21 protein-coding genes and 1 riboswitch are annotated in these 25,457 nt (G+C 49.4%); all 21 genes read right to left on the reverse strand.

Going from position 1 to position 25,457, the window contains the following annotated elements; genetic code table 11:
• Positions 1 to 106: 106 nt before the first annotated feature.
• Positions 107 to 1,408, reverse strand: coding sequence for a flagellin lysine-N-methylase (fliB, locus tag DWY84_RS07600; protein WP_118532021.1), 1,302 nt, complete (start codon positions 1,406 to 1,408; stop codon positions 107 to 109).
• A gap of 128 nt (positions 1,409 to 1,536) precedes the next feature.
• Positions 1,537 to 2,304, reverse strand: coding sequence for an amino acid ABC transporter ATP-binding protein (locus tag DWY84_RS07605; protein ID WP_118532023.1), 768 nt, complete (start codon positions 2,302 to 2,304; stop codon positions 1,537 to 1,539).
• Between the two features lie 15 nt (positions 2,305 to 2,319).
• Complete coding sequence (locus tag DWY84_RS07610; protein WP_118532025.1) at positions 2,320 to 2,973, reverse strand: amino acid ABC transporter permease; 654 nt, start codon at positions 2,971 to 2,973, stop codon at positions 2,320 to 2,322.
• A gap of 36 nt (positions 2,974 to 3,009) precedes the next feature.
• Positions 3,010 to 3,888 (reverse strand): amino acid ABC transporter substrate-binding protein, encoded by an 879-nt coding sequence (locus tag DWY84_RS07615; protein WP_118532027.1) that lies wholly within the window; start codon positions 3,886 to 3,888, stop codon positions 3,010 to 3,012.
• A gap of 175 nt (positions 3,889 to 4,063) precedes the next feature.
• On the reverse strand, positions 4,064 to 5,185 hold the full coding sequence (locus tag DWY84_RS07620; RefSeq protein WP_118532029.1) for an ABC transporter ATP-binding protein: 1,122 nt from the start codon (positions 5,183 to 5,185) through the stop codon (positions 4,064 to 4,066).
• Positions 5,182 to 6,198, reverse strand: coding sequence for an iron ABC transporter permease (locus DWY84_RS07625; protein WP_118532031.1), 1,017 nt, complete (start codon positions 6,196 to 6,198; stop codon positions 5,182 to 5,184). Before DWY84_RS07625 ends, DWY84_RS07620 begins: the two co-directional genes overlap by 4 nt.
• A 16-nt stretch (positions 6,199 to 6,214) precedes the next feature.
• Positions 6,215 to 7,507, reverse strand: coding sequence for an ABC transporter substrate-binding protein (locus tag DWY84_RS07630; RefSeq protein WP_118532033.1), 1,293 nt, complete (start codon positions 7,505 to 7,507; stop codon positions 6,215 to 6,217).
• Positions 7,508 to 7,515: 8 nt separating this feature from the next.
• The gene (locus DWY84_RS07635) at positions 7,516 to 8,490 is read right to left on the reverse strand and encodes a hypothetical protein (protein ID WP_243024789.1); all 975 of its coding nucleotides are present in this window, start codon (positions 8,488 to 8,490) and stop codon (positions 7,516 to 7,518) included.
• A gap of 73 nt (positions 8,491 to 8,563) precedes the next feature.
• Positions 8,564 to 9,592: a sirohydrochlorin cobaltochelatase gene (locus tag DWY84_RS07640; protein WP_118532037.1), complete on the reverse strand. Its 1,029-nt coding sequence runs from the start codon at positions 9,590 to 9,592 to the stop codon at positions 8,564 to 8,566.
• Between the two features lie 157 nt (positions 9,593 to 9,749).
• Positions 9,750 to 9,970: riboswitch (cobalamin riboswitch) on the reverse strand.
• 47 nt (positions 9,971 to 10,017) lie between these two features.
• Positions 10,018 to 11,643, reverse strand: a complete 1,626-nt coding sequence (locus tag DWY84_RS07645; RefSeq protein ID WP_178716410.1) for a sigma 54-interacting transcriptional regulator — start codon at positions 11,641 to 11,643, stop codon at positions 10,018 to 10,020.
• 80 nt (positions 11,644 to 11,723) lie between these two features.
• The gene (locus DWY84_RS17755) at positions 11,724 to 13,742 is read right to left on the reverse strand and encodes a uroporphyrinogen decarboxylase family protein (RefSeq protein WP_243024790.1); all 2,019 of its coding nucleotides are present in this window, start codon (positions 13,740 to 13,742) and stop codon (positions 11,724 to 11,726) included.
• A 24-nt stretch (positions 13,743 to 13,766) separates the two neighbouring features.
• Positions 13,767 to 14,417, reverse strand: coding sequence for a dihydroxyacetone kinase subunit DhaL (dhaL, locus tag DWY84_RS07660; protein ID WP_118532039.1), 651 nt, complete (start codon positions 14,415 to 14,417; stop codon positions 13,767 to 13,769).
• Between the two features lie 15 nt (positions 14,418 to 14,432).
• Positions 14,433 to 15,422, reverse strand: coding sequence for a dihydroxyacetone kinase subunit DhaK (gene dhaK, locus DWY84_RS07665; protein ID WP_118532041.1), 990 nt, complete (start codon positions 15,420 to 15,422; stop codon positions 14,433 to 14,435).
• A gap of 21 nt (positions 15,423 to 15,443) precedes the next feature.
• Positions 15,444 to 16,151, reverse strand: a complete 708-nt coding sequence (locus DWY84_RS07670) for an ABC transporter ATP-binding protein (RefSeq protein ID WP_178716411.1) — start codon at positions 16,149 to 16,151, stop codon at positions 15,444 to 15,446.
• On the reverse strand, positions 16,138 to 16,926 hold the full coding sequence (locus DWY84_RS07675) for an ABC transporter ATP-binding protein (protein WP_118532045.1): 789 nt from the start codon (positions 16,924 to 16,926) through the stop codon (positions 16,138 to 16,140). Before DWY84_RS07675 ends, DWY84_RS07670 begins: the two co-directional genes overlap by 14 nt.
• A gap of 30 nt (positions 16,927 to 16,956) precedes the next feature.
• Positions 16,957 to 17,982 carry a branched-chain amino acid ABC transporter permease gene (locus DWY84_RS07680; RefSeq protein WP_118532047.1) on the reverse strand — a complete coding sequence of 342 codons (1,026 nt, stop codon included), beginning with the start codon at positions 17,980 to 17,982 and terminating at the stop codon, positions 16,957 to 16,959.
• A 29-nt stretch (positions 17,983 to 18,011) separates the two neighbouring features.
• Positions 18,012 to 18,890 carry a branched-chain amino acid ABC transporter permease gene (locus tag DWY84_RS07685; protein ID WP_118532049.1) on the reverse strand — a complete coding sequence of 293 codons (879 nt, stop codon included), beginning with the start codon at positions 18,888 to 18,890 and terminating at the stop codon, positions 18,012 to 18,014.
• A gap of 84 nt (positions 18,891 to 18,974) precedes the next feature.
• Positions 18,975 to 20,201, reverse strand: coding sequence for an ABC transporter substrate-binding protein (locus tag DWY84_RS07690; RefSeq protein WP_243024791.1), 1,227 nt, complete (start codon positions 20,199 to 20,201; stop codon positions 18,975 to 18,977).
• A 439-nt stretch (positions 20,202 to 20,640) separates the two neighbouring features.
• The gene (locus tag DWY84_RS07695; RefSeq protein ID WP_118532050.1) at positions 20,641 to 22,050 is read right to left on the reverse strand and encodes an MATE family efflux transporter; all 1,410 of its coding nucleotides are present in this window, start codon (positions 22,048 to 22,050) and stop codon (positions 20,641 to 20,643) included.
• Position 22,051: 1 nt separating this feature from the next.
• Positions 22,052 to 22,630, reverse strand: coding sequence for a TetR/AcrR family transcriptional regulator (locus DWY84_RS07700; protein ID WP_178716409.1), 579 nt, complete (start codon positions 22,628 to 22,630; stop codon positions 22,052 to 22,054).
• Positions 22,631 to 22,825: 195 nt separating this feature from the next.
• Positions 22,826 to 25,438 carry a bifunctional acetaldehyde-CoA/alcohol dehydrogenase gene (gene adhE, locus DWY84_RS07705; RefSeq protein WP_118532052.1) on the reverse strand — a complete coding sequence of 871 codons (2,613 nt, stop codon included), beginning with the start codon at positions 25,436 to 25,438 and terminating at the stop codon, positions 22,826 to 22,828.
• Positions 25,439 to 25,457 lie beyond the last annotated feature (19 nt).

Raw genomic sequence — 25,457 nt, forward strand, 5'->3', positions numbered from 1 at the left:
TCATAAAAAAGAGGGGCATTGTCATGTCCCTCGTCTTTTGCATCATTTATATTTTACAGGAATTTCCGTATTTTGCAAGCGCTATTTCTACGGTTTTTGCAGGAATTTAGCGGTTTTTCCACTCAACAGCAGCCGCAAGCAGTGCTTTCAGGCAAAACTCCTCCCTTTTCACCAGTTCATCCTCTAAAAGGCCCCGGTTTTCATCCGAGTGTTCCACCTCTCTGGAGAAGCAGTGCACCAGATCCACAATCTGCGTTTCCGGCAATGCCGCTGCTGCCACTTTGCCTCTGATTCCGGTCGGAGCTGCTGTCGCAGGCCCTCCATGCGTTTTCTCCTGCAGCCACTCCGCCATCAGCATCTCCTCCACCAGAATCGTGGCTGCCACAGCCAGCTTCATCTTGCCATATGGGTTATCATTATAAACAGCCCCGCAGAAGTAGCCGAACACAAAGTATACCATGATCTGTTCCCGGAGAAGCTCCAGGCGTGTGCCGTTTGCCGTAAGAAAAGCCCGGCGGTTCGCCTCATATGCCTCTTTCCCGGCTCCGTAAAGGATTTCGTCCATACCATCCCGGCGATCAGGCCATGCAGGATCCAGGGGCTCCATCTTCTCAAACACCGTGTAGAGTTCACTGGCCGTCTCAAAGCGGCTGTACTGCTCCAGACTAGCAGATGCCAGACGGCGGCAGAACCGCGTCACAGTCGCTCCAGCTCCGGCATGTCCAGCCTGACCGGCATCTTTCACAGACATACCATCCGCGCCCTGTGCCGCCTTGCACATATTTCCTACCCGATACCGCTCCAGCAGCTCATCCACCTCATACAGCTTCTCGTTCCACACCCTGCGCTGCAGATCATGTGCCAGAGCCAGGCACAGTGCCATGCGAAGTTCACTGGACAATTCCCGGTTTTCCAGAATCTCAAAGATCACATCCCGCGCTTCCCCAAGCTTGGTATACAGGAAGAAATCAAAATCCTCGTCCTCGCAGCTCTCTTCTTTGTCGTTCTCACTGGAAAGGAACCGCACCGGCTCCTTTGTCCCCAGAATGATCCGTGCCGCCTCAATACAGGACAGACACAGTGACACTTCCCGCACACCATCAAACACCTCGATATGGCGCGGATACGTCTTACAGGTCCAGCACAGACTGTCCGGTCCCATACCCGTATAAAGGTCGCAAAGGTTTTCCTCATTCAGAAAAGCGCAGCGGTGCTCCTTCTGCTTGAAACACTTCTGTTTCCAGTCCACCGACTTCTTTAAACGCGCTTTCATCCCGCCTTTCGCATGACGGTACTTTTCCAAAGACTTCGGATCGATCGTGATCGCCCACCCCGCGCAGCAGGTATCCTCACACTCCGAAGCAATACACCGGAATTTTTTATAATAATGCGGATATGTATACAGCATAGCCGTCCCCTCTTTCTAGCAGACAATTTTTCTCACTTCTGCCCCATTATATCAAGTTCCCACAGTAAATACAACAGGCCCGGAAAGCTGTCAAAATGGCTTTCCGGGCCCTACTCTTACAATAACAATTATTTTAACATATCTCCGTAGCGTCCCAGGAAATTCTTCGTCCGCTCATTCTCGGACGCGAATACCTGTGCCGGGGTTCCTTCCTCAACAATGACTCCATCCGCCACAAAGATCACGCGGTCGGAGATATCTCTCGCGAAGGCCATCTCATGGGTTACGATCACCATGGCGATATGCAGGTCCGCCAGAGATTTGATGACCTTAAGTACCTCACCGGTCAGCTCTGGATCCAGTGCGGAGGTCGGTTCATCGAAGAACAGGATCTTCGGATTTAATGCCAGGGCGCGGGCAATGGCAACACGCTGGCACTGTCCGCCGGACAGCTGGCACGGATAAGCATCTGCCTTGTCGGCCAGGCCCATCTTCTCCAGAAGCTCCATCGCCACCTTGCGTACCTCTTCCTTATCCCGCTTCTGCACAGCCACCGGCGCGTCCATCACATTGCGGAGCACCGAGTAGTGCGGAAACAGGTTAAAGTTCTGAAACACCAGGCCATAATTCTGCTGGATCTTCTTTAACTCTGCCTTCGATGCGTAAACTGCATTGCCCTTTTCATCGTTCCATGCGGCCTTCTCTCCCAGGTAAATGAGCTCGCCGCTGTCCATGGTTTCCAGCATGGTAGCACAGCGCAGCAGCGTAGATTTACCGGAGCCGGACGGTCCGATGATGGAGACGATCTCGCCCTCTCCTACATGCAGAGAAATATCCTGAATGACCTTAAGGTCTCCAAATGATTTTTTCACATGATTCATTTCCAGTAAGTTCATGATATTCCTCCGGTTTTATTCATAATAGGACAGTTTCTTCTCAATCCACTCCATGACAACCGCCACCACAAGGTTAAAGATGTAGTAGAATAATCCGGCTGCCACAAACGGGATCATGCTAGTCTGGGAAGATGCCAGCGCTTTCGCGATGGAGAACATCTCCAGAACGCTGATGGTAAATGCCAGGGATGTATCCTTGACCAGGGTAATGACCTCGTTGGTCACAGACGGCAGGATCCGCTTGATTACCTGGGGCAGGATGATACGGAAAAATGTCTGGCTGCGGCTGTAGCCCAGAAGCTTTGCTGCCTCATACTGACCGGCCGGCATGGACTGGATGCCGCTGCGGTAAATCTCCGCGAAGTACGCCGCGTAGTTGATGACAAAGCCGATCATCGCCGCGATCAGTCGGTAATTATTGCTCTTAATCTTAATGCCAAACAGATAATACGGTCCAAAATAAACGACCATCAGCTGCAGCATCAGTGGAGTGCCGCGCATGATGGAAATGTAAGTTTTCACAATTGCCTGCAAAACCTTATTCTTCGACATTCTGCCGAAGGCGATCAGAAGACCAAGGGGCAGGGAAAAGGCCAGTGTCACCACAAAAATCTCTGTGCTGACCAGCATTCCTCCCGCTAATTGTGATATCATGGTATTAATCTGCATAACTTCTGCTCCTTCGTCTTCTGATTCATGTAAACTTTATTTTCCGATGGTAGTTACATCACGGCCAAACCATTTCTCAGAAATCTCTGCCATGGTGCCGTCTGCTGCCATCTCGTCCAGTGCGCCCTGAACTTTATCTCTTAACTCTTCGTTGCCCTTCTTAAAGCCAATGCCGTACTCCTCGGAAGAAAGGGTCTCATCCAGGATCACGTACTTGTCAGACTCGCCTCTCTGCTCGATCTGATAACCGGCTACGATGACATCCATTGCGATGGCATCTACACTGCCCATCTCCAGATCCATGAATGCGGTGTTGTAATCTGGGGTAGTCTGCAGGGTTCCGAAGGTTGCGCTTAACTCTGCGTTGTCCTTTAACGCTGCCTCTGCGGAAGAATCGGTCTGAACCTCAACAACCTTGCCAGCCAGATCAGCCAGAGAGCTGATGCCGGAGTCTGCTGCTACAACGAATACCTGGCTGTTGTCCATATATGGCTCACTCCAGGTGTACGCATCTTCACGTCCGTTCATGGTGAAACCATTCCAGATGCAGTCGATGGTGCCGGAGCTTAATTCCATATCCTTTGCGTCCCATGCGATCGGCTGCGGAACAAACTCAAGGCCCAGTCTGTCAGCAACTTCCTTTGCCAGCTCCAGGTCGAAGCCGGTGTACTCACCATCATCGCCAACAAAACCCATCGGCGGAAAATCCTGGTCAAAACCTACGGTAAAGGTACCGCCCAGCTCGCCAGCCTCATCTGCTGCCTCTGCGGTGGTTTCCTCTGCAGTGCTCTCTTCAGCGGAAGTCTCTGCCTCAGTTGCTGCTGCGGTGGTCTCTGCCGGTTTGCTGCCTCCGCATGCGGTCATGGATACGACCATCATACCTGCCATTGCTGCGCTTAACATTCTCTTTCTCATAATATTCCTCCTCACGAACAATACTCATTTCGCCATGACGCTTTCCTTGTACACGTTCCGCGAACACGTTACCATGGTAGCATACTAAAGTGTTTCTGTCTACCCTTTTTTCGCAAACTTAGCGCAAAACTGGAATTCTTATTACAAAAGAGCGGCTATGGCACACATTTTCTCATCATTCCCAGCCATTTACCGCCGGACTCACCAACATTCTATTTTGCTCTGCCCACTGCGCCAATTCCTTGTTTTTCCTGTTCCCGCTTCCAAACTCCTGCACGCATAAGATCACCTTTCCACACACCTTCATCACCCGAAGTGCCTCCTCATACGTTTCCTCCCGTATCACTTCATACGGCTGTTCTGAAACAACCTGCACCGCCAGTGCCTTCGCCACCGGATAGTCCAGATCATTCTCATGGAGTACTCCTGCTGCGAAAGGAATGCCCTGGCGCTGCAGCTGCCGGTAAACCGGGATTCCACTTCCGTTTCCGCCAATCACAAAGACCTCCGGCGTCCCGGCAGCTGCCGGAAGTTCCACTGATCCGTACTCCGCACAGTAGCTTCCGCCCGGAATTCCAAACAGCTCCTCCATGCACGTTTCCGTAAAAATTTCCTCCGGCGTCCCGCACTTCCAGATTTTATTTTCCCCCACGCATACAATGTAATCCGACACCTTCTGGGCCAGATCCAGTTCATGCATAGACATCAGCACCGCCACCTGCTTTTCACGCACCAGCGTCTTTAAAATAGTCAGTAGCTCCATCTTATGGCGGATGTCCAGAAATGAGGTCGGCTCATCCAGAAGAATGATCTGCGGCTGCTGGCAGATGGCCCGTGCCAGTAAAATCCGCTGTCTTTGTCCATCGCTGATCCGGGAAAAATCCCGGTCCGCCAGTTCTTTTGCGTGTACCATGTCCAGGGCATGCCACACCACCTTCCGGTCTGCTTCCGACAAGGTTCCGAAACGCCCCGTGTGGGGATAACGGCCCATGGCTGCCACATCGAAGCAGGTCATAAGCTCCGGCTGTGTCCGCTCTGTCATCATCACCGCCATCCGGCGGGCAATCTCCGTTTCCGGCCACTGCTCCCTTGGCCGTCCATCCAGGCTGACCACGCCGCCCACCGGCTTTAACTGTCCGGCAATGCTTTTTAAAATTGTGGATTTTCCCGCTCCATTGGGACCGATCAGGGTCACGATTTCTCCGCGAGAAGCATGAATGCTGATTTCCCGGATCCAGGCTTTCCCATCGTAGCCCGCCGCAAGATTTTCTGTACTTAGATAACTTTGTTTTTTCACCTCTGCGCTCCCTTCCTGCGTATCATCATCCAGATCACCACCGGCGCTCCAAATACCGCTGTCACCGAGCTGATGGAAAGCTCCGTGGGCGCGAACATCGTACGGGCAATCAGGTCACTGAACAGACAGAAGACAGCACCTCCTAAAAAGCATCCTGGAATCACAACGATTGGCTTTGCCGTACCAAAGAGCCGCTTTACGAGCTGCGGCACTGCAATCCCAACAAAGGATACCGGCCCGGCAAAGGCCGTCACACAGGCTGACAGAATGCTGGAAAGCAGGATCAGCTCTGCCCGGAACCGTTTCACATTCACGCCGAGGCTTCTGGCATATTCCTCACCGAGCTGGTATGCGCTGATGGGCTTTGCCATACAGAATGACAGCACAAACACAGGAATCACCACCGCCGTCATCACCCGCACCTGGTCCCAGGTCGTGCCGGAAAAGCTTCCCATGGACCAGTTGTGCAGATTTACAATGTTGGAATCATCCGCAAAGGTCACCACAAAATCCGTAATCGCGGAACAGATATAGCTGATCATGACACCGCATACCACCAGCACGGACATCTGCCGCACCCGCCTTGCGATCACCAGCACAAAGCCCATGGAAATCATAGATCCGGCAAAGGCCGCCAGAATCATGGCCGCGGAGCCCATAAAGAGACCTTTCCCCAGAAACAGGATCATGACCAGAGCCACCACCAGCTTGGCCCCGGAAGAAATGCCCAGCACAAACGGTCCCGCAATGGGATTTGCAAAAAAGGTCTGAAGCAGAAAACCAGATGCGGAAAGAGCTCCGCCAAGCAGTGCCGCCGCAAGAAGGCGCGGAAGTCGGATATCCCACAGAATATGAAAGGCAGTGCTCTCCCGGTCCGCCCCGGACAGAATTGCCTGTATGTCCTGAAAGGAAAGAGAAACACTCCCCACGCTGACGCTGAGTGCTGCCAGAATGACCAGCAAAAACAGTAGCAGCAAAAACGCCAGCTGGCAGCGCGCCCTTCGATTTTTCATGGTTTATCTCCTTCCCTTACCGCAGCCGGTGCAGATAATGAAGTCCTGCTTCATCCAGCATATCTTCTGAAAGCACCGCATGCATATCCAGAATCATATTTCCAAGTCCCATGGTTTCCTGGAACATATTTTTTCCGGTACACCAGACATTGCCATTCTTCACTGCCTTAAAATCAGCCAGAAGCGGATTTTTCTGTAATAGCTCATCCAGCGTCTGTAGTTCCCCGTCTATGGTGCTGTTGTAGATCAGGCAGTCTGCGTCTTTTGTCTCCGCGTAAAAAGCTTCCATCTGCATATTCATAGTAGAAAGGGCGTTCTCGTCTGCGTCCGCTGTCTGCGGCACATAGCTTCCGCCCGCCAGTTCAATCATCTTCGCCACATAGTCACCCGGCTTCCGCACATTGACTGCGCCATTGGTCGTGATATAGAAAAATGCTACTGTCTTCCCGGTGGACTTTTCTATCAGAACCGTATCCAGCTGTTCTGCCTGCTCTTTCAAAAGCTGTTCTGCCTTTTCTTCCTCATCAAACAGCACACCGTAAAGGCGGATCCACTCCATTCTTCCAAGCGGATGCGTCTCATAACTGGAGCGCTCCACAAACACCGGGATTTTTAACTGTTCTAACTGTGCTTTTACATCCGGCACATGATAGATCATGGTGGATTCCAGCGCCAGGTCACAGCCCGAAGAAAGAATCTGCTCATAATCCGGCGCGCTGTATTTGCCCGCATAGGCGAGGGTTCCTTCTTCCATGGCCTCCTTTGCGGCTTCCACATACCAGCCGGATTCCTTCGTGCCCGACAGCGTAATGCGGTCCGTCCGGTCCAGTGCCGCAATCAGATCCATAGCCGATGTCGCCGCCAGGTACACATGGTCCAGCGGCTTCTGCAAAACGGTAATAGATGCCGGAAGTCCTTCCGGCACGGCAGCTCCCTCCGGCACTACAAGATATGTGCTGTCATCCTGCACCTGGATCAGGTCATAGCCGCCAGCATAATAATCTACGGAAAACTGCTTCGCATAGGAAAGCTCCATGCTGCGCTCCGGCTGCATATCGTTCCAGACTGGCGCAGCAGACACTGCACTGCCGGACTGTCCGGAACCTGCCTGCTGCAATTCAATGTCAGAACCATTCGCACTCTGGGCTGCTGACCCAGTACCTGCTTCCGCACCCTGCGTCAGCACTTCCGCCTGGCCGGTGCCAGTCTCCGCCTTCCCGCCGCAGGCTCCAGTCCCCACCGCAAGAAGCACTGACAACGCGCCAGCCAATACCCTGCGGTACAGACACTTATTTCCACACTTTCTCATATCTGTCCTCATTCTGCCTTGATGCTTGCGGAATCAAACTGCAGAGTATATTCAATCTCATGAGGCGTACTCATGGCTGTAGTATCAGCCGATACTGCCATCTTCCGGTCAAATACCGTCACCGGAATCTCAAACATAGAAGTCTCGCCGCCCTGGTTAACCGGGAGAAATTTCTCCTCTCCCACCTTCATATAATCATAGTTCGGGCTGCTCCACACAACCGTAGCCACAGCCTTCTGATCCTTTACGGTCAGCGTTGCCGGAGATTCCACGGTCACTCGGCCGGAACCGCCCTCCATGGACACCTCTACGGTGTAAGTACCGTCGGCCAGTCCCAGACTCGCTGCGGTCACCTGGGCCGCAGCGGTCAGCGCGTCTGCCGGAAGGGAATCGGCACGGAACACCAGAACCCGGTCATACCATTTTTCCTTCTTTTTGCTGAAAGCAGCGCAGTCCAGTTCTTTGTCCAGCGCCTCCACCGGAACCATAAAATGATGGCTTCCCTCTGCATCTTCCTCGAACGGGATCATTTCATCTTCCGAAGCCTTTGCGGCCGCTTCCCCGCTTCCCATGAAAAGCTTTAAGTAACCGGTGCCGCCCATCTTCATATCGGCGGTCATCTCACCGTCCTTTACGGTCAGTTCACATTTCTCGATTTTAAACATGCTGGAGCTGGAGTCCACCTGAATCTCGTACACGCCATCCTTTAGCTCAGATCCATCCATCGGTGTCATGCCTTCTGTCCCAACGCTCTGATGCTCTGCAGTCTCGTCCTCCGCAGCTACTTCGCTGTTCTCCGCACCGTTGTCCGCATCTGTATTTGAATCGTTCTTCGTCTCTGAATCCGATGACTCCTCCGATACTGCCACCGGCTCGCCGCCCTGTGCAGGCAGTGTCTCTGCCTGATTCTTTCCACCGCAGCCTGCTGCCAGCACACTGCTCAAACATACTGCTGCCGCAATTCCATATATTTTCCTTCTCATATTTTCATCCTTATCAAAACAGGCGGCAGAATCCATCCGCCGCCCATTCTTTCTATCCTTTTTATAAATCTGATTACTTCAGGCTGTCGATTGCTGCCTGTGCATGCTCTACAAAGAGCTGCTGGATCGGCTCTAACTCGCCCAGACCGCGAACCAGACAGGTTACATCGTAACCGGCTTTTTCGAACTCGGTCTTCCAGGAACCATCCTCATCGCCTGCCATATCGTTGTTTGCATGGTCGCCTGCAACGATCATAAGCGGCTCAAGAACAACCTTCTTGTACTCGCCCTCGCCAACCTTCGCAATGACATCTTCCAGGCTCGGTGTAGCCTCTACAGTACCTACATAGTAATTCTTGTAACCCTCGGAAGCCAGCATATCCTGCATCTTTGCGTAAACTTCGTTGGAGTCAGCCTCGGTACCGTGGCCCATAAAGCAGATTGCGGTCTCGCCGTCATCATACTCTGCAGTTGCCTCGGTAATTGCCTTAATGACTGCCTTAAAATCGTCATCACTGGTTAACAGCGGCTCACCGATGGCCACTTTATCAAATGCGTCGGAATACTGCGCTATCTCATCTACCAGATCCGTGTACTCCAGACCATTCATCAGGTGAGTCGGCTGGATTACCAGGGTCTTTACCTCGTTATCAACGGCGCGCTTTAATGCCTCGCCTACGTTATCAATCTTCACATTATCTCTGGATTTTACATGATCAATGATGATCTGGCTGGTAAAGCCTCGTCTTACGGAGTAATCCGGGAATGCCTTTTCCATTGCGTTCTCGATAGCGCCAATGGTAAGACGGCGGTTATCGTTGTAGCTGGTTCCGAAGCTTACTACCATAAGCTCCTGATCTCCAATCTCATCCTGATTTCTTGCGTTGTCCATAGATGCGTCTCCAGTGTCGTAATTCTCTTCGTCTTCTTCCTCCACCTCGGTCTCTTCGGTCTCGGCTTCGGTGGTTTCCTCTGCAGCCTCAGTGGTTGTCTCCTCTGCTGTGGCTGCCTCGGTCTTCTCTGCTTTTCCCGCACAGCCTGCCATCATCGCAGCAGAAAGCGCGGTCACTGCAAATAATGCTGTCAGTGTTCTCTTTTTCATGATACATCCTCCTCTAAAATGGTATGGTACAAAGCCACCCTTACTGACACAATCGATTTTGGAATACCGGGACATACCACGAATAATGGACATGAAAAAGCCTGAGAAAATCTTTATAAAGATCATACGGCACGACCAAGTCCTCGTGGTCTGGAATGCTCCTGTACCAACAACCGGCAGGTTTCCTGGCTCGCAGCTCCCCACACATAAGATTGCCTTCCCGGTCTCCAAAAACCAGTGGCTGCCATGCCCCTCAGGCATGCGCATAATCCAGTGCTCCCTGCTTACAGTGACGAGATCGCGCAGGTCTTCCACCTGCTTCCCTTTTACCCTGAGTCTGCATCCACAAACCCCGGCACCGATTGCCCTATTTTCGATATGCATCCATCATACCATTCACCCACAGAAAAGGCAACGGAAAACCATTATTTTCTCAATTCCGCAATCCGGCGGTTTAAGGTACTTCGGGAAATAGAAAGCCTGCTGCAGATCTCCTTCTGGGTCCTTCCCGCATCCAGAAGCTCCCGGATTTTTTTCAGCTCATATTCTTTTGAGGAAATGTTTGGAAGCTCTGACGCAGAGCGCACATATCCGTCATGCAGCACAGCCATTTCCAGCTGGATATTCAGCTCATTGATCTCCATAGCCATCAGCCTCTCATAATCTGAGGGCGGTATCTCCACCGCAAGTCTGATTTTTTTGTAAATGCGGCAGTAATAATCCAGCATGTTTTCCGCGTAGCGCAGAAACAGTTCCCGGTCGGTATGGACCGTGTGGACCGGTTTCAGGCTCTGATCCTTCATGATCTCATACAGTCTCTGGCTGAACACTCCCGCCTGACAGCGCTCCTCCAGATTCTGATCCGTACAGAAAATGATCCGCACCGGCTCCAGATCCCTCTGCTTTTTCCGGTTCTCAATCACTTCTGCCAGCCGTTTCTGATAGTAAATCTGCATCCGCTCCGGATAATTGATGATGATGGTTCCGTCATGGATGTTTTGCAGCAAACCATCTGCCCCAAACAGATACTCACACAGATAGTCCTGGTAAATGCTGGAGCTGTGCATGATCAGAATATCCTTCAGCTTCCGGCTGGATTCGTTGTGAATCGCCTTTGCCACCAGCTCATTGATCTCCGCATCATCGGTATTCACCAGAATGATGTTGCGGTTCTCTCTGGCATAGGTTCTGGCCCTTTTTAGCAGCTCCATATCGCAGATATCCTCCAGGAAATCGAAGGTAATATAGCTTCCGTTCGTAAACTGCACGGATTCCTTCTGGATCTCGCTGTATTTGCGGAAGGTAAACAGCATGGAGACGCCATGTTCCTGCTCATAGATTGGCTTGATGTTGATGATGCCGTAAAAATGATTCCACTCAATGGCGGCTTTCATCATCCTGCTCTTCCGCTCCTGTGCGCGAAACGTCTCCTGGACCGACTCATATGGAAACAGTTCCTGGATCCGTTTTCCCAGAAGCGGCTCTGTGATCCAGAACAGCTTCCGGAAGGACTCATTGGCAAACAGAATATTTCCATAAAAATCAGTGTAAATCAGCGCCGTGTCATTGGCATCCAGGATTCCCTTTAATTCATCATTCTTCTCTTCTATAATCCTGGAATACTGACTGTCCGTAATCTTAGAGGCAATCAGATCGGCCATGCTGTGCATGAAGGTAACCGTGGACGAAATCTTTTTAAACAGGGCTTTGCCCCGGTCCTTCGGCAGAATCAGGGCAATCACGCCTATGGTCCGGTGATCCAGTCGGATCGGCACACCCACAAAGGACTCCATCTTGCAGTTATGATACTCCGGGCACTGCCTACAGCTTTCCTTATCCCGCTTATGCTCCAGTAGCACATCCTTATTGGCGTAAAATACCTCCGCAATCAGCGAACCGATCTTAATATCCTGATACAGAGAGAAATACTGGAACGCGCTTCCGACCACGTTCATATCCGCATCCGTGATGATGACATCGGTTTCCAGGACATCCGAGATGGCTCGCGCGAAATCATCGAATTCTGTTTTTAACTCACCCTTAAACTTCATAAAAACGCACCCCATTATGCAGAAAGGTCCGGGAAACCACCTGCGCGGCTTTCCCGGACCTTTCCATGGATCTCATCCTGTTATTTTGTATACTCAGCCGCGATCTTGCGGATCAGCTCTAATCTCTCCGGAGCAATGTCAGAAGAAATGGTACAGTCAGCGCCGATTGCAACGCCCTTTGTGCCTGCCTCGTCGAGGATCTTCTTAATCTCAGCTCTTAACTCTTCCTCGGTTCCGGTGTAGAGAATGCTTCCCGCTGCGTTGTCGAAGCCACCGATTACCGGCTTATCGCCAAGAATCTTTTTGCCTTCGCCAAGGGTAATGTTCTCAGAATATACAGCCCAGTTGTAAGCTGCTACCGGGTAATCCTTATACCAGCTTAAGTTGTTGGTATATTTTCCATATCCGCAGATATGAAGGATGGTCTTATTAGAAAACTCATTGATGTAATTTAATACATCCAGATCCAGCGGCTCTACCAGCTTCTTGTGGCCTGCGTGGGTCAGCATCTTATCCTGTACGCACTGTACGCTGTAGTAAATGCCGTCGATGGAAGTCTCCTCAAACAGCTTCTTAACCAGAATCTTGGTATCCTCAGCGATGCATCTTGCAGCCTTCTCCATAACCTCCGGGCTCTCATGGAACAGTCTTACGAATTTCTTGAAATCCTCATCGTACTCCTCGAAACGAAGTCTGATATACTGAAGCGGGGAGAAGATGTTGTAGTATTTGTATACATCATCACCGGCATGCTCGCAGATCTCTTTTACATACTCAACCTGCTTGGTGATCCACGGATGATCCGGTCCAACGGACTCTACCTTATCCAGATCCTCAACAGAAGTGATGGTCTTGCGGCATACAGACGGATGACCGAAGAAACCATCGGACATGATCTTTAAAAAATCCGGTTTTACTTCGTCGATATACTTTTTCTGCTCAGCAACTACGGTGTTGTAGATTTCCGGATCTGCTCCGCTGTAGTGGTTATGGAAAGATACGAAATGATGCCAGAAGGCAGCCGGTACTCTCTCCTCGGTCTCGTTATTTAAAAATGCGTCAATTACCGCTTTTCTATCGTCTTTCATACAATTCTCCTTCTCTTTCACCTGTCTGGAAATCCAGTGGATTCTTCCGTCATTGATGTTATTCGGAATGGAACAGTCAGCGCCCATGATGTAACCGCGGTGTCCGTTTTCCTTAATAAGCTGGTCTACAAACTTGCAGACTTCCTCTTCGCTTCCGCTGTCGATCAGGGTCTGTGGGTTATTATCAAAGCCGCCCAGAACGCACTTGCCCGGGAACAGCCTGCGGCCTTCCTCAATGGTAACGCCCTCTGTAAAGGTTGCCCAGTTGTAAGCCTTAGCCTCGTAATCCTGATACCAGCTTAAGTTGTTTTTGTGATGCGCGTATCCGCAGATATGAAGAATATTGTAATCACTCAGCTTATTTGCGGTCTCCAGCACGCCAATTTCCGTCGGGCGGATCAGGCGGTCATAGGTCTCCCGGTCATACATCTTGCTCTGAATATTCTGGACACAGTAGTAAATACCATCCAGCTTTGTTTCTGTCAGAAGCTTAGATACCAGGGTCGTGATATCTTTCTGGATCTCCATGCCGGCCTTGTGAAGCTCCTCCGGGAAATGCTCTGCAAGATATACAAAGCGGTCATATTTCAGGTCATAAAAGTCCAGACGGATACGGATGACCTGCAGCGGCGCAAACACATTGTAGAATGTCATGACCTTATCACCAAACAGGTCTACCAGGCGGCGCACATGCTTTACCTGCTCCGTGATCCACGGATGATCCGGGCCGATGCTCTTGATGGCAAGAAGATCCTCCGCGGTCTCCAGGTTGTTGTTCATAACCGGCGGATATCCCATAAAGCCCTCATTCATAAGCTTCATCATATCCGGCTCAATGGTCTCAAAATAGCGTTTGTGGCCTTCTACGATCTTGTCCAGAAGCTCCGGACGCTCCAGTCCCTGGAACTGATCCTTTCCAAGTACAAAGTGATGCCAGAATCCCATCGGGATCCGGTATGTCTCTTTATTGTCCATGGCATCTTTCAGAAGCTGCCTTCTATTCTCGCTCATATATACTGCGACTCCTTACTTTTATTATTCGGTAATTTTTCCTGCTGCGTAATCCATCAGGGTAGCGATCTGGTAAGACATGGTAACAGCACCCGGATCCAGATGTCCAAGGCCACGGTTTGCCTGATAGCTTGCACGTCCTCTGATTGCTTCCATGTTCTTGGTATTCTCTGCGCCGTCCTCTGCAGCCTTCTTAACCAGATCACATAACTCTGCAGACGGGGTTCCGTTTGCCAGGCACTCTTCATACTTCTTAACTGCAGGTGCCAGGGAATCGATCATGGTCTTGTAGCCTTCCTTTGCCTGACCTCTCGCTACGATGGCATCCAGCATTGCCTTCAATACAGTGCACAGCTCTGCATCATGAAGAACCTCAATTCCCTTTAACGCCTTTGCTGCAGCAATGTAAGCACTTCCGTATAATACGCCTGAAGATCCGCCGATTACAGACATCATAATCTTACCGATCTCTTTGAACTCATCAGAAAGCTCCATGGTTTCCAGACGATCAACATTTTTTACAAGATTCTCAAAGCCCATATTGATGTTGGTCCAGTGATCACCATCACCGGTCACACTGTCCAGCTCTGTGATATAGTCACCTTTGGAATGGATCAGCTCATAGGCCAGCTTGATATATTCTGCGTAATCCTTTGCGGTTAAAGTAAAGCTCATCGTTTATTCCCTCCTTCAGATTTTCAGTGCCGGGGTGTCACACGGAGCATCCAGCAGTTCTTTTAATTCATCATCCAGCTTCATCAGGGTAACAGAAGCACCGGTCATGTCGATCGAAGTGCAGTAGTTTCCTACAAAAGTGCGGTATGCCTTAATGCCCTTTTCCTCCAGGATCTTCTGTACCTCCAGATTCAGGATGTAAAGCTCCATTAACGGGGTACCGCCAAGGCCATTTACCAGAACTGCAACTTCGCTGCCGGAATAATCATAATCATCCAGAATGCGTCCTACCAGAATCTCTGCGATTTCCTTTGCGCTCTTGATCTTGGTAGTCTCAACGCCCTGCTCACCATGGATTCCCATGCCGATCTCGATCTCGTCGTCTGCGATCTGAAAACCAGGCTTTCCAACTGCCGGAAGAATGCACGGTGTCATGGCAACACCCATGGTACGGATATTGCGGACTGCCTTTTCTGCTGCTGCCTTTACCTCTGCGAGGCTTGCCCCCTGCTCTGCCTTTGCACCTGCGATCTTATGTACAAAGACGGTTCCTGCGATACCTCTTCTGCCTGTTCCCTCTTCTCTGTCCGGAACTGCAACGTCATCCTTTACGATAACCTGGGCAACCTCAATATCGTCCATCTCTGCAAGATCTGCAGAAAGGCCAAAGTTCATAATATCACCGGAGTAGTTTTTGATTACCATCAGTACGCCTTTTCCGCAGGAAACCTGCTCAATGGCACTGCCGATACGGTCCGGGCTCGGAGAAGAGAATACATTTCCGGAAATTGCTGCATCCAGCATACCTTTTCCTACAAAGCCTGCGTGCAGCGGCTCATGGCCTGCTCCGCCTCCGGAGATCACTGCCACCTTATCCGTCTTTTTCTCTTTTCTGCTGATGACCTCCATCTTCGGAGTGTAAACCAGCTTATCCGGATAAGCTGCCTGCATTCCCATCAGTGCCTCACTTACTACATCAGTCGGATTGTTGATAATCTTTTTCATAACATACATCCTTTCATAGTTTTATGCCATACCGAGATAAGCTTTCTTTACCATCGGATTGTTTGCAATGTCACTGGCTTTGCCAGACATACTTACGAGACCATTCTCCAATACATAGGCTCTCTGCGAAACCTGAAGCGCCATATTTGCGTTCTGTTCGATCAGAAGAACCGTAACCCCCTGTTTGTTGATCTTTTCGATCATGCCGAAGATCATCTCTACAAAGTTCGGAGCAAGTCCAAGGGACGGCTCGTCTAACAGGATCATCTTCGGGTTTGACATCAGCGCCCGTCCTACAGCCAGCATCTGCTGCTCACCACCAGATAAGGTACCGGCCTGCTGCGTGATACGTTCTTTCAGACGCGGGAATAATTCATAAACCCTTTCGTAGGATTCTTTAATCTTGTTCTCGTCTTTTACAACAAATGCACCAATACGCAGGTTTTCTTCTACGGTAAGCTCTGGGAACACCTCACGTCCCTCTGGAGAAATACCGATTCCTTCTTTTGTCATTGCATGTGCAGGTACATGCGTAATATCTTTTCCATCAAATGTAATCGTACCGCTGCTCGATTTTACGATGCCGACGATAGAATTTACAAGCGTTGTTTTTCCGGCGCCGTTACTGCCGATCAGGCAGACGATCTCTCCCTCATTTACTTCCAGGCTGATTCCCTTTAAGGCGTGGATCGCGCCGTAGTTGGTGTGCAGATCCTCAATTTTTAGCAGCATTATTCGAACCTCCCAGATATACGTCGATAACCTTCTGATTCTTTGCGATCTCTTCCGGAAGTCCTTCCGCGATCGGTTTTCCATGGTCAATTACATAAATACGGTCTGAAATATTCATAACTACACTCATATCATGCTCGATCATAAGAACAGTGTAACCCTGCTTTTTCAAAAGTCTAATGAATTCCATCAATTCGTGGGACTCCTGCGGGTTCATGCCTGCTGCCGGCTCATCTAACAAGATCAGCTTTGCGCCGGTAGCGATCGCACGGGCGATTTCCAGCTTTCTCTGATCACCATAAGGCAGGTTCGATGCATAATCATCTTTTCTGTCGTAAAGCCCTACTTCCTTCAGAACCTTCAGCGCATCATAGGTAATTGCATCTTCCTCTTCTCTGAATTTCTTTGTTCTGAAAATGGAAGAAGCCAGGTCGTACTTTGTTTTGATATGTGCACCTACCAGTACATTTTCGATTACTCTCATATCCGAGAAAAGGCGAATGTTCTGGAATGTTCTGGAAATACCTTTTTTTACAATATCTCTCGGGTTAATGCTCTGGATTTCCTCACCCTTGAATTTGATCGTGCCCTCATCAACTTTATAAACTCCGGTCAGCATGTTGAATACGGTCGTTTTTCCTGCTCCGTTCGGTCCGATAATACTGATGACTTCACCCTCGTGAACCTTGAAGCTTACATTTTCCACCGCAACAATGCCGCCGAATCGTTTCGTTATTCCATTGACCTCTAATAACAAATCTTCTCTAGCCATTGTGCCTCCATCCGTTACCAACTCGTTCTTTTACGCGTTTGCCTCTTCTCCGTTTATCTTCGCCTGAACCTTTTTGGATAATTTATAAGGTAAGGAAGATTTCCAGCCCAGCAATCCTTCCGGACGGAAACGCATCATCAGGACTAAGATAACACCATAAAGAACGAAGCGGTATTTCATAAGGCTTCTGGAAACCTCCGGGAAAGCAACCAGAACGATTGCTCCTACGTACATGCCTCTGAGAGTTCCCATGCCGCCTAAAATAACGATACTTAAAATCAGGGTTGAAACATCAAAGTTAAATGTATTCGGATCGATGTAACCGATCAGGGAAGAATACAATGCTCCGCCCAGTGCACAGATCATGGCAGAAACAACAAATGCCAGGATCTTGTATTTTGTGATATTGATTCCCATCATGGTGCTGGCCATTTCATCTGTCTTGATCGCTCTGAGCGCTCTTCCGGTCTTAGACTGGATCAGTGCCTTACAGAACAGGGAGATCAGCACGATCATGATCAGAATCAGGAAATACATACCATTGTTTGCCACCGTAAGCTTAATACCGAAAATCTGCGGCTTCGGGATATTTTTAACACCAAGTGTACCATTCGTTACACTCTGCCAGTTCATCAGAACCATCTTGACGATCTCACCAAATCCCAGGGTGATAATAGAAAGGTACGTTCCGGTTACACGTAAGGTAGGCAGTCCGACTAATACACCGATCACTGCGGCCAGCAGCATACCTGCCAGCATAGCCGGGAAGAATGACCAGCCCAACGTTACAGCCAGAAGAGAGGCCGTATAAGCACCGATTGCAACAAAGCCTGCATGTCCCAGAGAAACCAGGCCGGTATATCCAGTCAGGATATTCAATCCAAGTCCCAGGATGGCATAGCATCCGATTTTCGCAACAACAGTCAGAAAATACTGGTTCTTTACCACAAACGGCAGCGCAATAAGAATGACAGCCAGAACTCCCCAAAGGATCTTTGCATTCTTCGAAGTAAACTGTTCAAACGAAGAAAGCATTGTTTTATTATCTTTTTTCATCTCTATCCTCCAAGTTTCGTCACTGTGTCTTATACCTTAGTGATACCCTTCTTACCGAACAGACCGTTCGGACGAATGATCAGCACCAGGATCAAAATGATAAATGCTACAGAGTCGCGGTAGGTAGAACCAAAGAAGGTAACTGCCATACACTCAGAAACACCGATGATCAGACCGCCAAGGATTGCACCCGGCAGGCTTCCGATACCTCCAAGAACTGCAGCCGCGAATGCCTTTAAGCCGGCCATAAATCCCATATTCGGGTAAACAATCTCATAATAACCGCCAACCAGAGCACCTGCAAGAGTTGCAGATACACCTGCGAGGAAGAATGTAAAGCTGATAACAAAGTTTACATCGATTCCCATCATCTTTGCTGCTTTTGCATTCTGCTGACTGGCTCTCATAGCCAGACCAATCTTGGTTTTGAATACGATAAATACCAGAATCAGCATCAGAACAACAGAAACCACACACATCATAACCTGGGTCAGAGTAATGGAAACTTTGCCAAGCTTGATCATGCCGTAACCAAAAATGTTCGGGAAGTTTCTTTTTTCTGAACCGATAAAAACAATCAGGAGATTTGTGATAATGTTGGAAATACCGATAGTGGTAATCAGAGATGCGATAGGCGGTGAGCCTTTTTTACGAAGAGGTTCCAGTGCGATCTTATCAATCATGATGCCCAACGCACCAGTTACTAACATACTTAAAAGAATCCCTGGTACAATGCCGAATTTCATGCTGACAATGAATACCATTGCAATTTCCGCGCCGAACGCGTAAATGGAACCATGTGAGAAATTGACCAGTCGAAGGATTCCGAATACGAGCGAATAGCCGACTGCTATTAACGCATATCCCATTCCCAGGGCTAAACCATTAAAAACCTGTTGAGCAAGCATTGTGGCTCCTTTCAAAGATACCGGGAGCCGGAAAGCACGCTTTCCGGCTCCCTTAGATGTACTTACATGAATTGTCGCTTTCGTTTATTTCATTTTTACGAATTTGCCATCTTCGATGGTTACTTTTACGAATTCCTTATCTACATCACCGTTGGAGTCAAACTTGGTCTGACCGGTAACACCCGGATAATCAACATTGTAAAGTGCGTCTTTTACTTTGTCAGACTCGGTAGTTCCTGCATCCTCGATTGCGGTAAGCAGCATACCTACGGAATCGTATGCCTGAGAGGTCAGTGCAGACGGTGCGCTGCCGTAAACATCGGTGTACTGTTTTACATATGCCTGGATCTCAGGATCATCGGAATCTGCGAAGAAGATAACCGGGAAGCATACGCCGTTTACTGCGCTTCCGCCCAGCTCAAGAAGCTGCTGGCTGTAAGCGTTGGAGAATGCAATGATAGTAACATCCGGGTTAACCTGCTTGTACTGCTTTGCAACCGGTGCTACCAGGTTGTACATACCACAGCAGATAACTGCCTCTGCGCCAGCTTCGTTCAGCTTTGCGATTGCTGCGGAGTAGTCATCAGAACCCTCCATAACTTCCTCGTGAGCTACAACCTTAACACCCTTATCACTCATACCATCAATGATGTCGGTGATGATCTTGGAGGTATTGGTTCCCCAGTCAGTCATAATGGAAATGATACCAATATTTTTCTTTCCAAGGTCATTCACTGCAATGTCAACACTCGCACCACCCTCTTTAGAAATAACGGTGTTGTTTCTGAAAATATAATCACCGATAGAGGAATAATCCGGATGGGAAGAGGACGGGGAAATTTCGATCACGCCGTTCTCCTGATAGATCGGAGCTGCTGTCATACATACGCCGGAAGCGAAATGTCCGATCACACCTGCGATGTTATCTTTGTCAGATACGATCTTCTGTGCGATGGTGGTTGCTTCCTCTGAGGTGTTCTTATCGTCGTACTCTACGATCTGAACCTCTCTGCCAAGGCATCCGCCGTTATCGTTCCACTTCTGGGCCATAAGCTTTGCTGCGTTTGCGAAGCCGATACCATACTCAGAGTTATCTCCAGTCATCGGTGCTGCGACTGCAATGGTGATCGGGTTGGAAGTATCCAGATCACTGCTGCCGCCCTCTGCTGCTGCAGAAGTATCGGCTGCTGCATCCTTCTGTGCTGCAGTGGTTTCCGGGGTGCTGCTGCTCTGTGAACCGCCGGAGCAGGCTGTGGTCAGCGCCATAGCTGCCGCGAGTGTCAGTGAGACTGCAAGATTTCTTTTCTTCATACTTTGTTCCTCCTTATTTTATGGATCACGTTGTCCAAATTTTTATTTTCGATGTTTTAATTTTACAATTTCGCATCAATAATGTCAATGTCGTTTGTGCATTTTGTTCACCTTCGTGGTTTCTGCATGGTTTTCATTTGTTTTATTTGCATGATTTATTGCATTCTCACAAAGTCTTTTCATATGTTTGTGTCATTTTGAGACACAGTGGATCATGGGCTCGCAAATTAAGGCGGCAATTCTTCAATAAACGTTCCTCCTGTCATAAAAATCCTGTTATTATAAAAAAACCGCCATGCTCCCGTTTCCAGAAACATGACGGCATTGTCTCCTCGCTGCAGTTTTTAATTATGTCAGACAAATTAAATTTCATCGTTGTATCTTTTATACATCATTTATTTTTTTCTGTCAAGAACTCGAGATGTAAATTATTATCTTTCTATTTACCTACTGATTTACAGGTTTTTGTCTCTGAAACTGGTCCTGCTGTTTCCGGCATCCGCGCCAGTTTTCTGATATACGGAATAACCATTGCTGCCGCAACCATCAGTGATGTTACTTCAGCCACGGGAGTTGCCCAGGCCACACCGCGGATCCCGATTAAATGGTTAAACAAAATCATAAATGGCACATCCACCGTTCCTTTACGCAGCATGGAAAGAATGATCGGCTGTCTCTTTTTTCCAGTGGCCTGAAACACAGTCAGCGCAAAGAACGTCATGGTCGTCATGGGACTGGCGGAACAGATGATACGCAGGAACCGGCAGCCATATGCCACCGTCTCGCTGTTGTTGATAAACAGCCTACTCACAGCGGGAGCCTGTATATACAAAAGCACTGCAATGGCCAGTGCCACAGCAAGACTGAATACAAACAGAGTACGGATTGCGTCCAGCATGCGCTTTTTGTTCCCAGAAGTATAGTTATAACCAATGAGCGGCAGTGTTCCCTGGGTAATACCCTGCCCCACGGCAAACGCCAGCATATTGAGTTTCTTTGCAATTCCCATTCCGGCCACAGCCACATTGGAATAGCCGGCAATAATATGGTTGAGTACCATATTGGAAACCGTACCCATCATAGAAATAAGGAAACTCGGCATTCCTACGCTGATGACCTCTGCCGGAATGTGTTCTCCCAGCGTATACATTTCCGGAGAAAGCGTCAGCACGCTGACACCACGCATTTTCCAGATAAATGCCAGGAAATAAATCATTGCGGTTGCGTTGGAAATCAATGTTGCAACCGCCGCTCCGGTGATCTGCAGATGCAGTCCGTAAATAAACAGTGGATCCAGTACCATGTTCAGAATACCGCCAAATGCCACGCCCAAACTTGCCTGCCTGGAATATCCTTCTGACCGGATCAGATGAGCCAGCACCGGATTCATGACCGTTGGCAGCGCGCCAAGACCGATCGTCCAGAATAAATAGGAAGACGCCATGTCACAGGTTTCCTCATTGGCTCCAAGAACCGGCAAAAGTACCGGTCTTCCAGCCAGAACCATCAGACCATACAAAACAGAAACCGCAGCGGCTGTCCAGATACAGAATGCACCGCAGCGCGATGCCTTTTCCCGTTCTCCCCCGCCCAAAAAGCGCGAGATCAGGCTTGCCCCACCTACGCCAAACAGATTGGAAAGCGCTGTCATAAACATAAACAGCGGCATCGCCAGCGTTGCCGCTGCCACCTGCTTCGGATCCCCCAGCTGGCCAATAAAAAAGGTGTCAGCCATATTATAAATGATGGTAATAATCTGGCTCACCACAGTCGGTACAGCCAGCGTCAGAATTGCCTGTGCCACCGGCATACTGCGAAACAGTTCCTCATTATTTTTGCCTTTTCCCATATTAAGAGCACCTCTTTTCTCCCTGTTTCAGGCTGTCTATGTAACACTGCACCGCAAAATGGAAGCTGCCATCCACCTCTGCCGGATAGTGGGAAAAGAATCCCTGCTCCTCCTGCGACACAAATCCATGAACAATGGCCCGGAACAGTCTCCGGTAATGAATGCTTTCCTCTTCTTTCAAATTGAAATCTTCCAGCACCTTTTTTATCGGATCCGTAAATAAAACTGCCGCATCATCCAGAAGCCGGTTATCTTTTGCCGCCATATTCATGATCAGCCAGTAAAGTTCCCGGTGCTCCTTCGCAAAACTGCGGTACGTTTCTGCCAGAAACCGCACGGCCTCTTCGCCATGCCATCCCTCGATTGCCTGCATCTCTGCCTCTTTCTGAAGGCACATTCCATACCGGCAGACCTCTGACAGAAGTGTCTCCATGTTTTCCACATGATTATAGAGGGATGCTGTTTTTATCCCCAGCTGATCTGCCAGAAGCCGCATGGAAAATGCATCTCTGCCCTGCTGCTCAATCAGCTCCACCGCTGCCTTTACTACCGCGTCCGGACTTAGTCCTTTGTGAGCCATATTCATTTCCCTCCCAAAAACTAATAATATTAGTTTTATTGTAGACTAATGTTATTAGTTTTGTCAAGATTTTAGCTTCCTTTCTGCCATATTTTTCCCAGCTCACATGATTCTCTTAACTCCTGTTTTCCCGGCACACAAAAACGCCCCGGACACGTTTTATATCGTGTCCGGGGCGTTCCCCTGCATTTTATCTTATTTTCCGTAGTAAGCTCTTAAGTACATCTCCTTGATCTCGCTCATAAGCGGGTATCTCGGGTTTGCGCCGGTGCACTGGTCATCAAATGCCTGCTCTACCATAGCATCCAGAGTATCCAGGAAGTATTTCTCATCTACACCGTACTCAGCAATGGTCTTCTTTACGCCGACTGCAGCTTTCAGCTCTTCAATCTTATCGATGAGTTTCTTCACAGCTTCCTCATCGTTCTTCGCCTGAATGCCTACAAAACGCGCACACTCTGCGTAGCGGGCCATGGTGTGCGGATACTGATACTGGGAGAAGGTTCCCATCTTTCTCGGGCATTCAGCAGAGTTGTACTCTACTACCAGAGAGATCAGCAGCGCGTTTGCGATGCCGTGCGGCAGATGATGGAATGCGCCAAGCTTATGCGCCATGGAGTGGCAGACACCCAGGAATGCGTTTGCGAATGCCATACCAGCCATGCAGGAGGCGTCAGCCATCTTGCTTCTTGCCTCTACGTCGCTGCCATCATTGTATGCGGTCGGCAGATACTCGAATACATTCTTCATAGCCTTTAATGCAAGACCGTCAGTATAATCGGTTGCCATAACGGAAGCATATGCCTCCAGTGCATGAGTCAGAACATCCACACCTGATGCACTGGTCAATCCCTTCGGCTGGCTCATCATATTATCGGTATCTACGATGGACATGTTCGGAAGCAGCTGATAATCTGCTAACGGATACTTCACGCCAGTCTCCTGATCGGTGATAACCGCGAACGGAGTTACCTCGGAACCGGTACCGGAGGAAGTTGGGATTGCTACGAAATAAGCTTTCTCGCCCATCTTCGGGAAGGTGTAAACACGTTTCCGGATATCGATAAAGCGCATTGCCATGCCCTGGAAATCTACTTCCGGATGCTCGTACATTACCCACATGATCTTGCCTGCATCCATTGCAGAACCACCGCCCAGTGCGATGATCACATCCGGCTGGAATGCAGTCATAGCCTTAGCACCCTCAATGGCATTTGCCAGGGTCGGATCCGGCTGTACATTGGAAAAGCACTGGTACACAATGCCCATCTCATCCAGCTTGTCAGTAATCGGTTTTGTATAGCCATTCATGTACAGGAAGGAGTCAGTTACGATAAATGCTCTCTTCTTGCCCATAACATCTTTCAGCTCACTCAAAGCTACCGGCATGCAGCCTTTCTTAAAATATACCTTCTCCGGTGCGCGGAACCACAGCATGTTTTCTCTCCTCTCAGCAACAGTCTTAATGTTCAGCAGGTGTTTCACGCCTACGTTCTCAGAAACAGAGTTGCCGCCCCAGGAGCCGCATCCCAGTGTCAGGGACGGAAGCAGCTTGAAGTTATACAGATCGCCGATACCACCCTGGGAAGACGGGGTATTGATCAGGATACGGCAGGTCTTCATAGCTGCTGCGTGCTTTGCCATCTTCTCTTTCTCATTCAGATTAATATAGAGGGAAGAGGTGTGGCCGTAGCCGCCGTCTGCAACCAGACGCTCTGCCTTTGCAAGAGCCTCATCAAAGGTCTGAGCCTTATACATAGCCAGAACCGGTGACAGCTTCTCATGCGCGAACTCTTCACTGATATCTACAGACTCAACCTCACCGATCAGGATCTTGGTGTCCTCCGGTACTTCCACGCCAGCCATCTTCGCAATCTTGTATGCGCTCTGACCTACGATTTTCGCATTCAGGGAACCGTTGATGAGGATAGTCTTTCTTACTTTCTCAATCTCATCCGGCTTTAAGAAATAGCAGCCGCGGTATACGAACTCTTTCTTTACTGCCTCGTAAACCGGTGCAAGAACCGTTACAGACTGCTCAGATGCACAGATCATGCCATTATCAAAGGTCTTGGAATGGATGATGGAATTGACAGCCAGCTTAATATCTGCGGTATCATCAATAATAGCCGGAGTATTTCCTGCGCCTACGCCCAGTGCCGGTTTGCCGGAAGAATATGCTGCCTTTACCATGCCCGGGCCGCCGGTTGCCAGGATGATATCTGCATCCTTCATAACGGTGTTGGTCAGTTCCAGGGACGGAACATCAATCCAGCCGATGATGCCCTCCGGTGCGCCAGCCTTCACTGCTGCATCCAGAACAACCTTTGCTGCTGCAATGGTGCAGGCCTTTGCACGCGGATGCGGGGAAATGATAATGGCGTTTCTGGTCTTTAAGCAGATCAGGGTTTTAAAGATTGCGGTGGAGGTCGGGTTGGTCGTTGGGATAACAGCGGCAACCAGGCCTATCGGCTCTGCAATCTTCTTGATGCCGTAAGCTTTATCTTCCTCAATTACGCCGCAGGTTTTCATGTCTTTGTATGCATTGTGAATATGCTCTGCTGCGTAGTTGTTCTTGATGACTTTGTCTTCTACAACACCCATGCCAGTCTCTTCCACTGCCATTTTTGCTAACGGGATACGCATCTGGTTTGCTGCGATTGCAGCCGCATGGAAAATCTTATCAACCTGCTCCTGGGTATAGGTAGCAAATACTTTCTGTGCCTCACGCATAGCGGCCATCTTAGTTTCCAGTGCCTCTACGCTGTCGATGATTTCCGGAACTACTGTCATCTCTTTCTTTGCCATGTTTTCTTATCCTCCAACA

The organism is Clostridium sp. AF27-2AA (genome assembly GCF_003478505.1).
Classification (GTDB): domain Bacteria; phylum Bacillota; class Clostridia; order Lachnospirales; family Lachnospiraceae; genus Brotaphodocola.

Coding starts and splice junctions, on each gene's coding strand:
- DWY84_RS07690 (WP_243024791.1), bottom strand. CDS start 20,201: ATGAAGAAAAGAAATCTTGCAGTCTCACTGACACTCGCGGCAGCTATG.
- dhaL (WP_118532039.1), bottom strand. CDS start 14,417: ATGAGCTTTACTTTAACCGCAAAGGATTACGCAGAATATATCAAGCTG.
- DWY84_RS07695 (WP_118532050.1), bottom strand. CDS start 22,050: ATGGGAAAAGGCAAAAATAATGAGGAACTGTTTCGCAGTATGCCGGTG.
- DWY84_RS07630 (WP_118532033.1), bottom strand. CDS start 7,507: ATGAGAAAGTGTGGAAATAAGTGTCTGTACCGCAGGGTATTGGCTGGC.
- DWY84_RS07675 (WP_118532045.1), bottom strand. CDS start 16,926: ATGGCTAGAGAAGATTTGTTATTAGAGGTCAATGGAATAACGAAACGA.
- DWY84_RS07640 (WP_118532037.1), bottom strand. CDS start 9,592: ATGAAAAAGAGAACACTGACAGCATTATTTGCAGTGACCGCGCTTTCT.
- fliB (WP_118532021.1), bottom strand. CDS start 1,408: ATGCTGTATACATATCCGCATTATTATAAAAAATTCCGGTGTATTGCT.
- dhaK (WP_118532041.1), bottom strand. CDS start 15,422: ATGAAAAAGATTATCAACAATCCGACTGATGTAGTAAGTGAGGCACTG.
- DWY84_RS17755 (WP_243024790.1), bottom strand. CDS start 13,742: ATGAGCGAGAATAGAAGGCAGCTTCTGAAAGATGCCATGGACAATAAA.
- DWY84_RS07610 (WP_118532025.1), bottom strand. CDS start 2,973: ATGCAGATTAATACCATGATATCACAATTAGCGGGAGGAATGCTGGTC.
- DWY84_RS07680 (WP_118532047.1), bottom strand. CDS start 17,982: ATGAAAAAAGATAATAAAACAATGCTTTCTTCGTTTGAACAGTTTACT.
- DWY84_RS07635 (WP_243024789.1), bottom strand. CDS start 8,490: ATGAGAAGGAAAATATATGGAATTGCGGCAGCAGTATGTTTGAGCAGT.
- DWY84_RS07685 (WP_118532049.1), bottom strand. CDS start 18,890: ATGCTTGCTCAACAGGTTTTTAATGGTTTAGCCCTGGGAATGGGATAT.
- DWY84_RS07625 (WP_118532031.1), bottom strand. CDS start 6,198: ATGAAAAATCGAAGGGCGCGCTGCCAGCTGGCGTTTTTGCTGCTACTG.
- DWY84_RS07645 (WP_178716410.1), bottom strand. CDS start 11,643: ATGAAGTTTAAGGGTGAGTTAAAAACAGAATTCGATGATTTCGCGCGA.
- DWY84_RS07615 (WP_118532027.1), bottom strand. CDS start 3,888: ATGAGAAAGAGAATGTTAAGCGCAGCAATGGCAGGTATGATGGTCGTA.
- adhE (WP_118532052.1), bottom strand. CDS start 25,438: ATGGCAAAGAAAGAGATGACAGTAGTTCCGGAAATCATCGACAGCGTA.
- DWY84_RS07605 (WP_118532023.1), bottom strand. CDS start 2,304: ATGAACTTACTGGAAATGAATCATGTGAAAAAATCATTTGGAGACCTT.
- DWY84_RS07700 (WP_178716409.1), bottom strand. CDS start 22,630: ATGGCTCACAAAGGACTAAGTCCGGACGCGGTAGTAAAGGCAGCGGTG.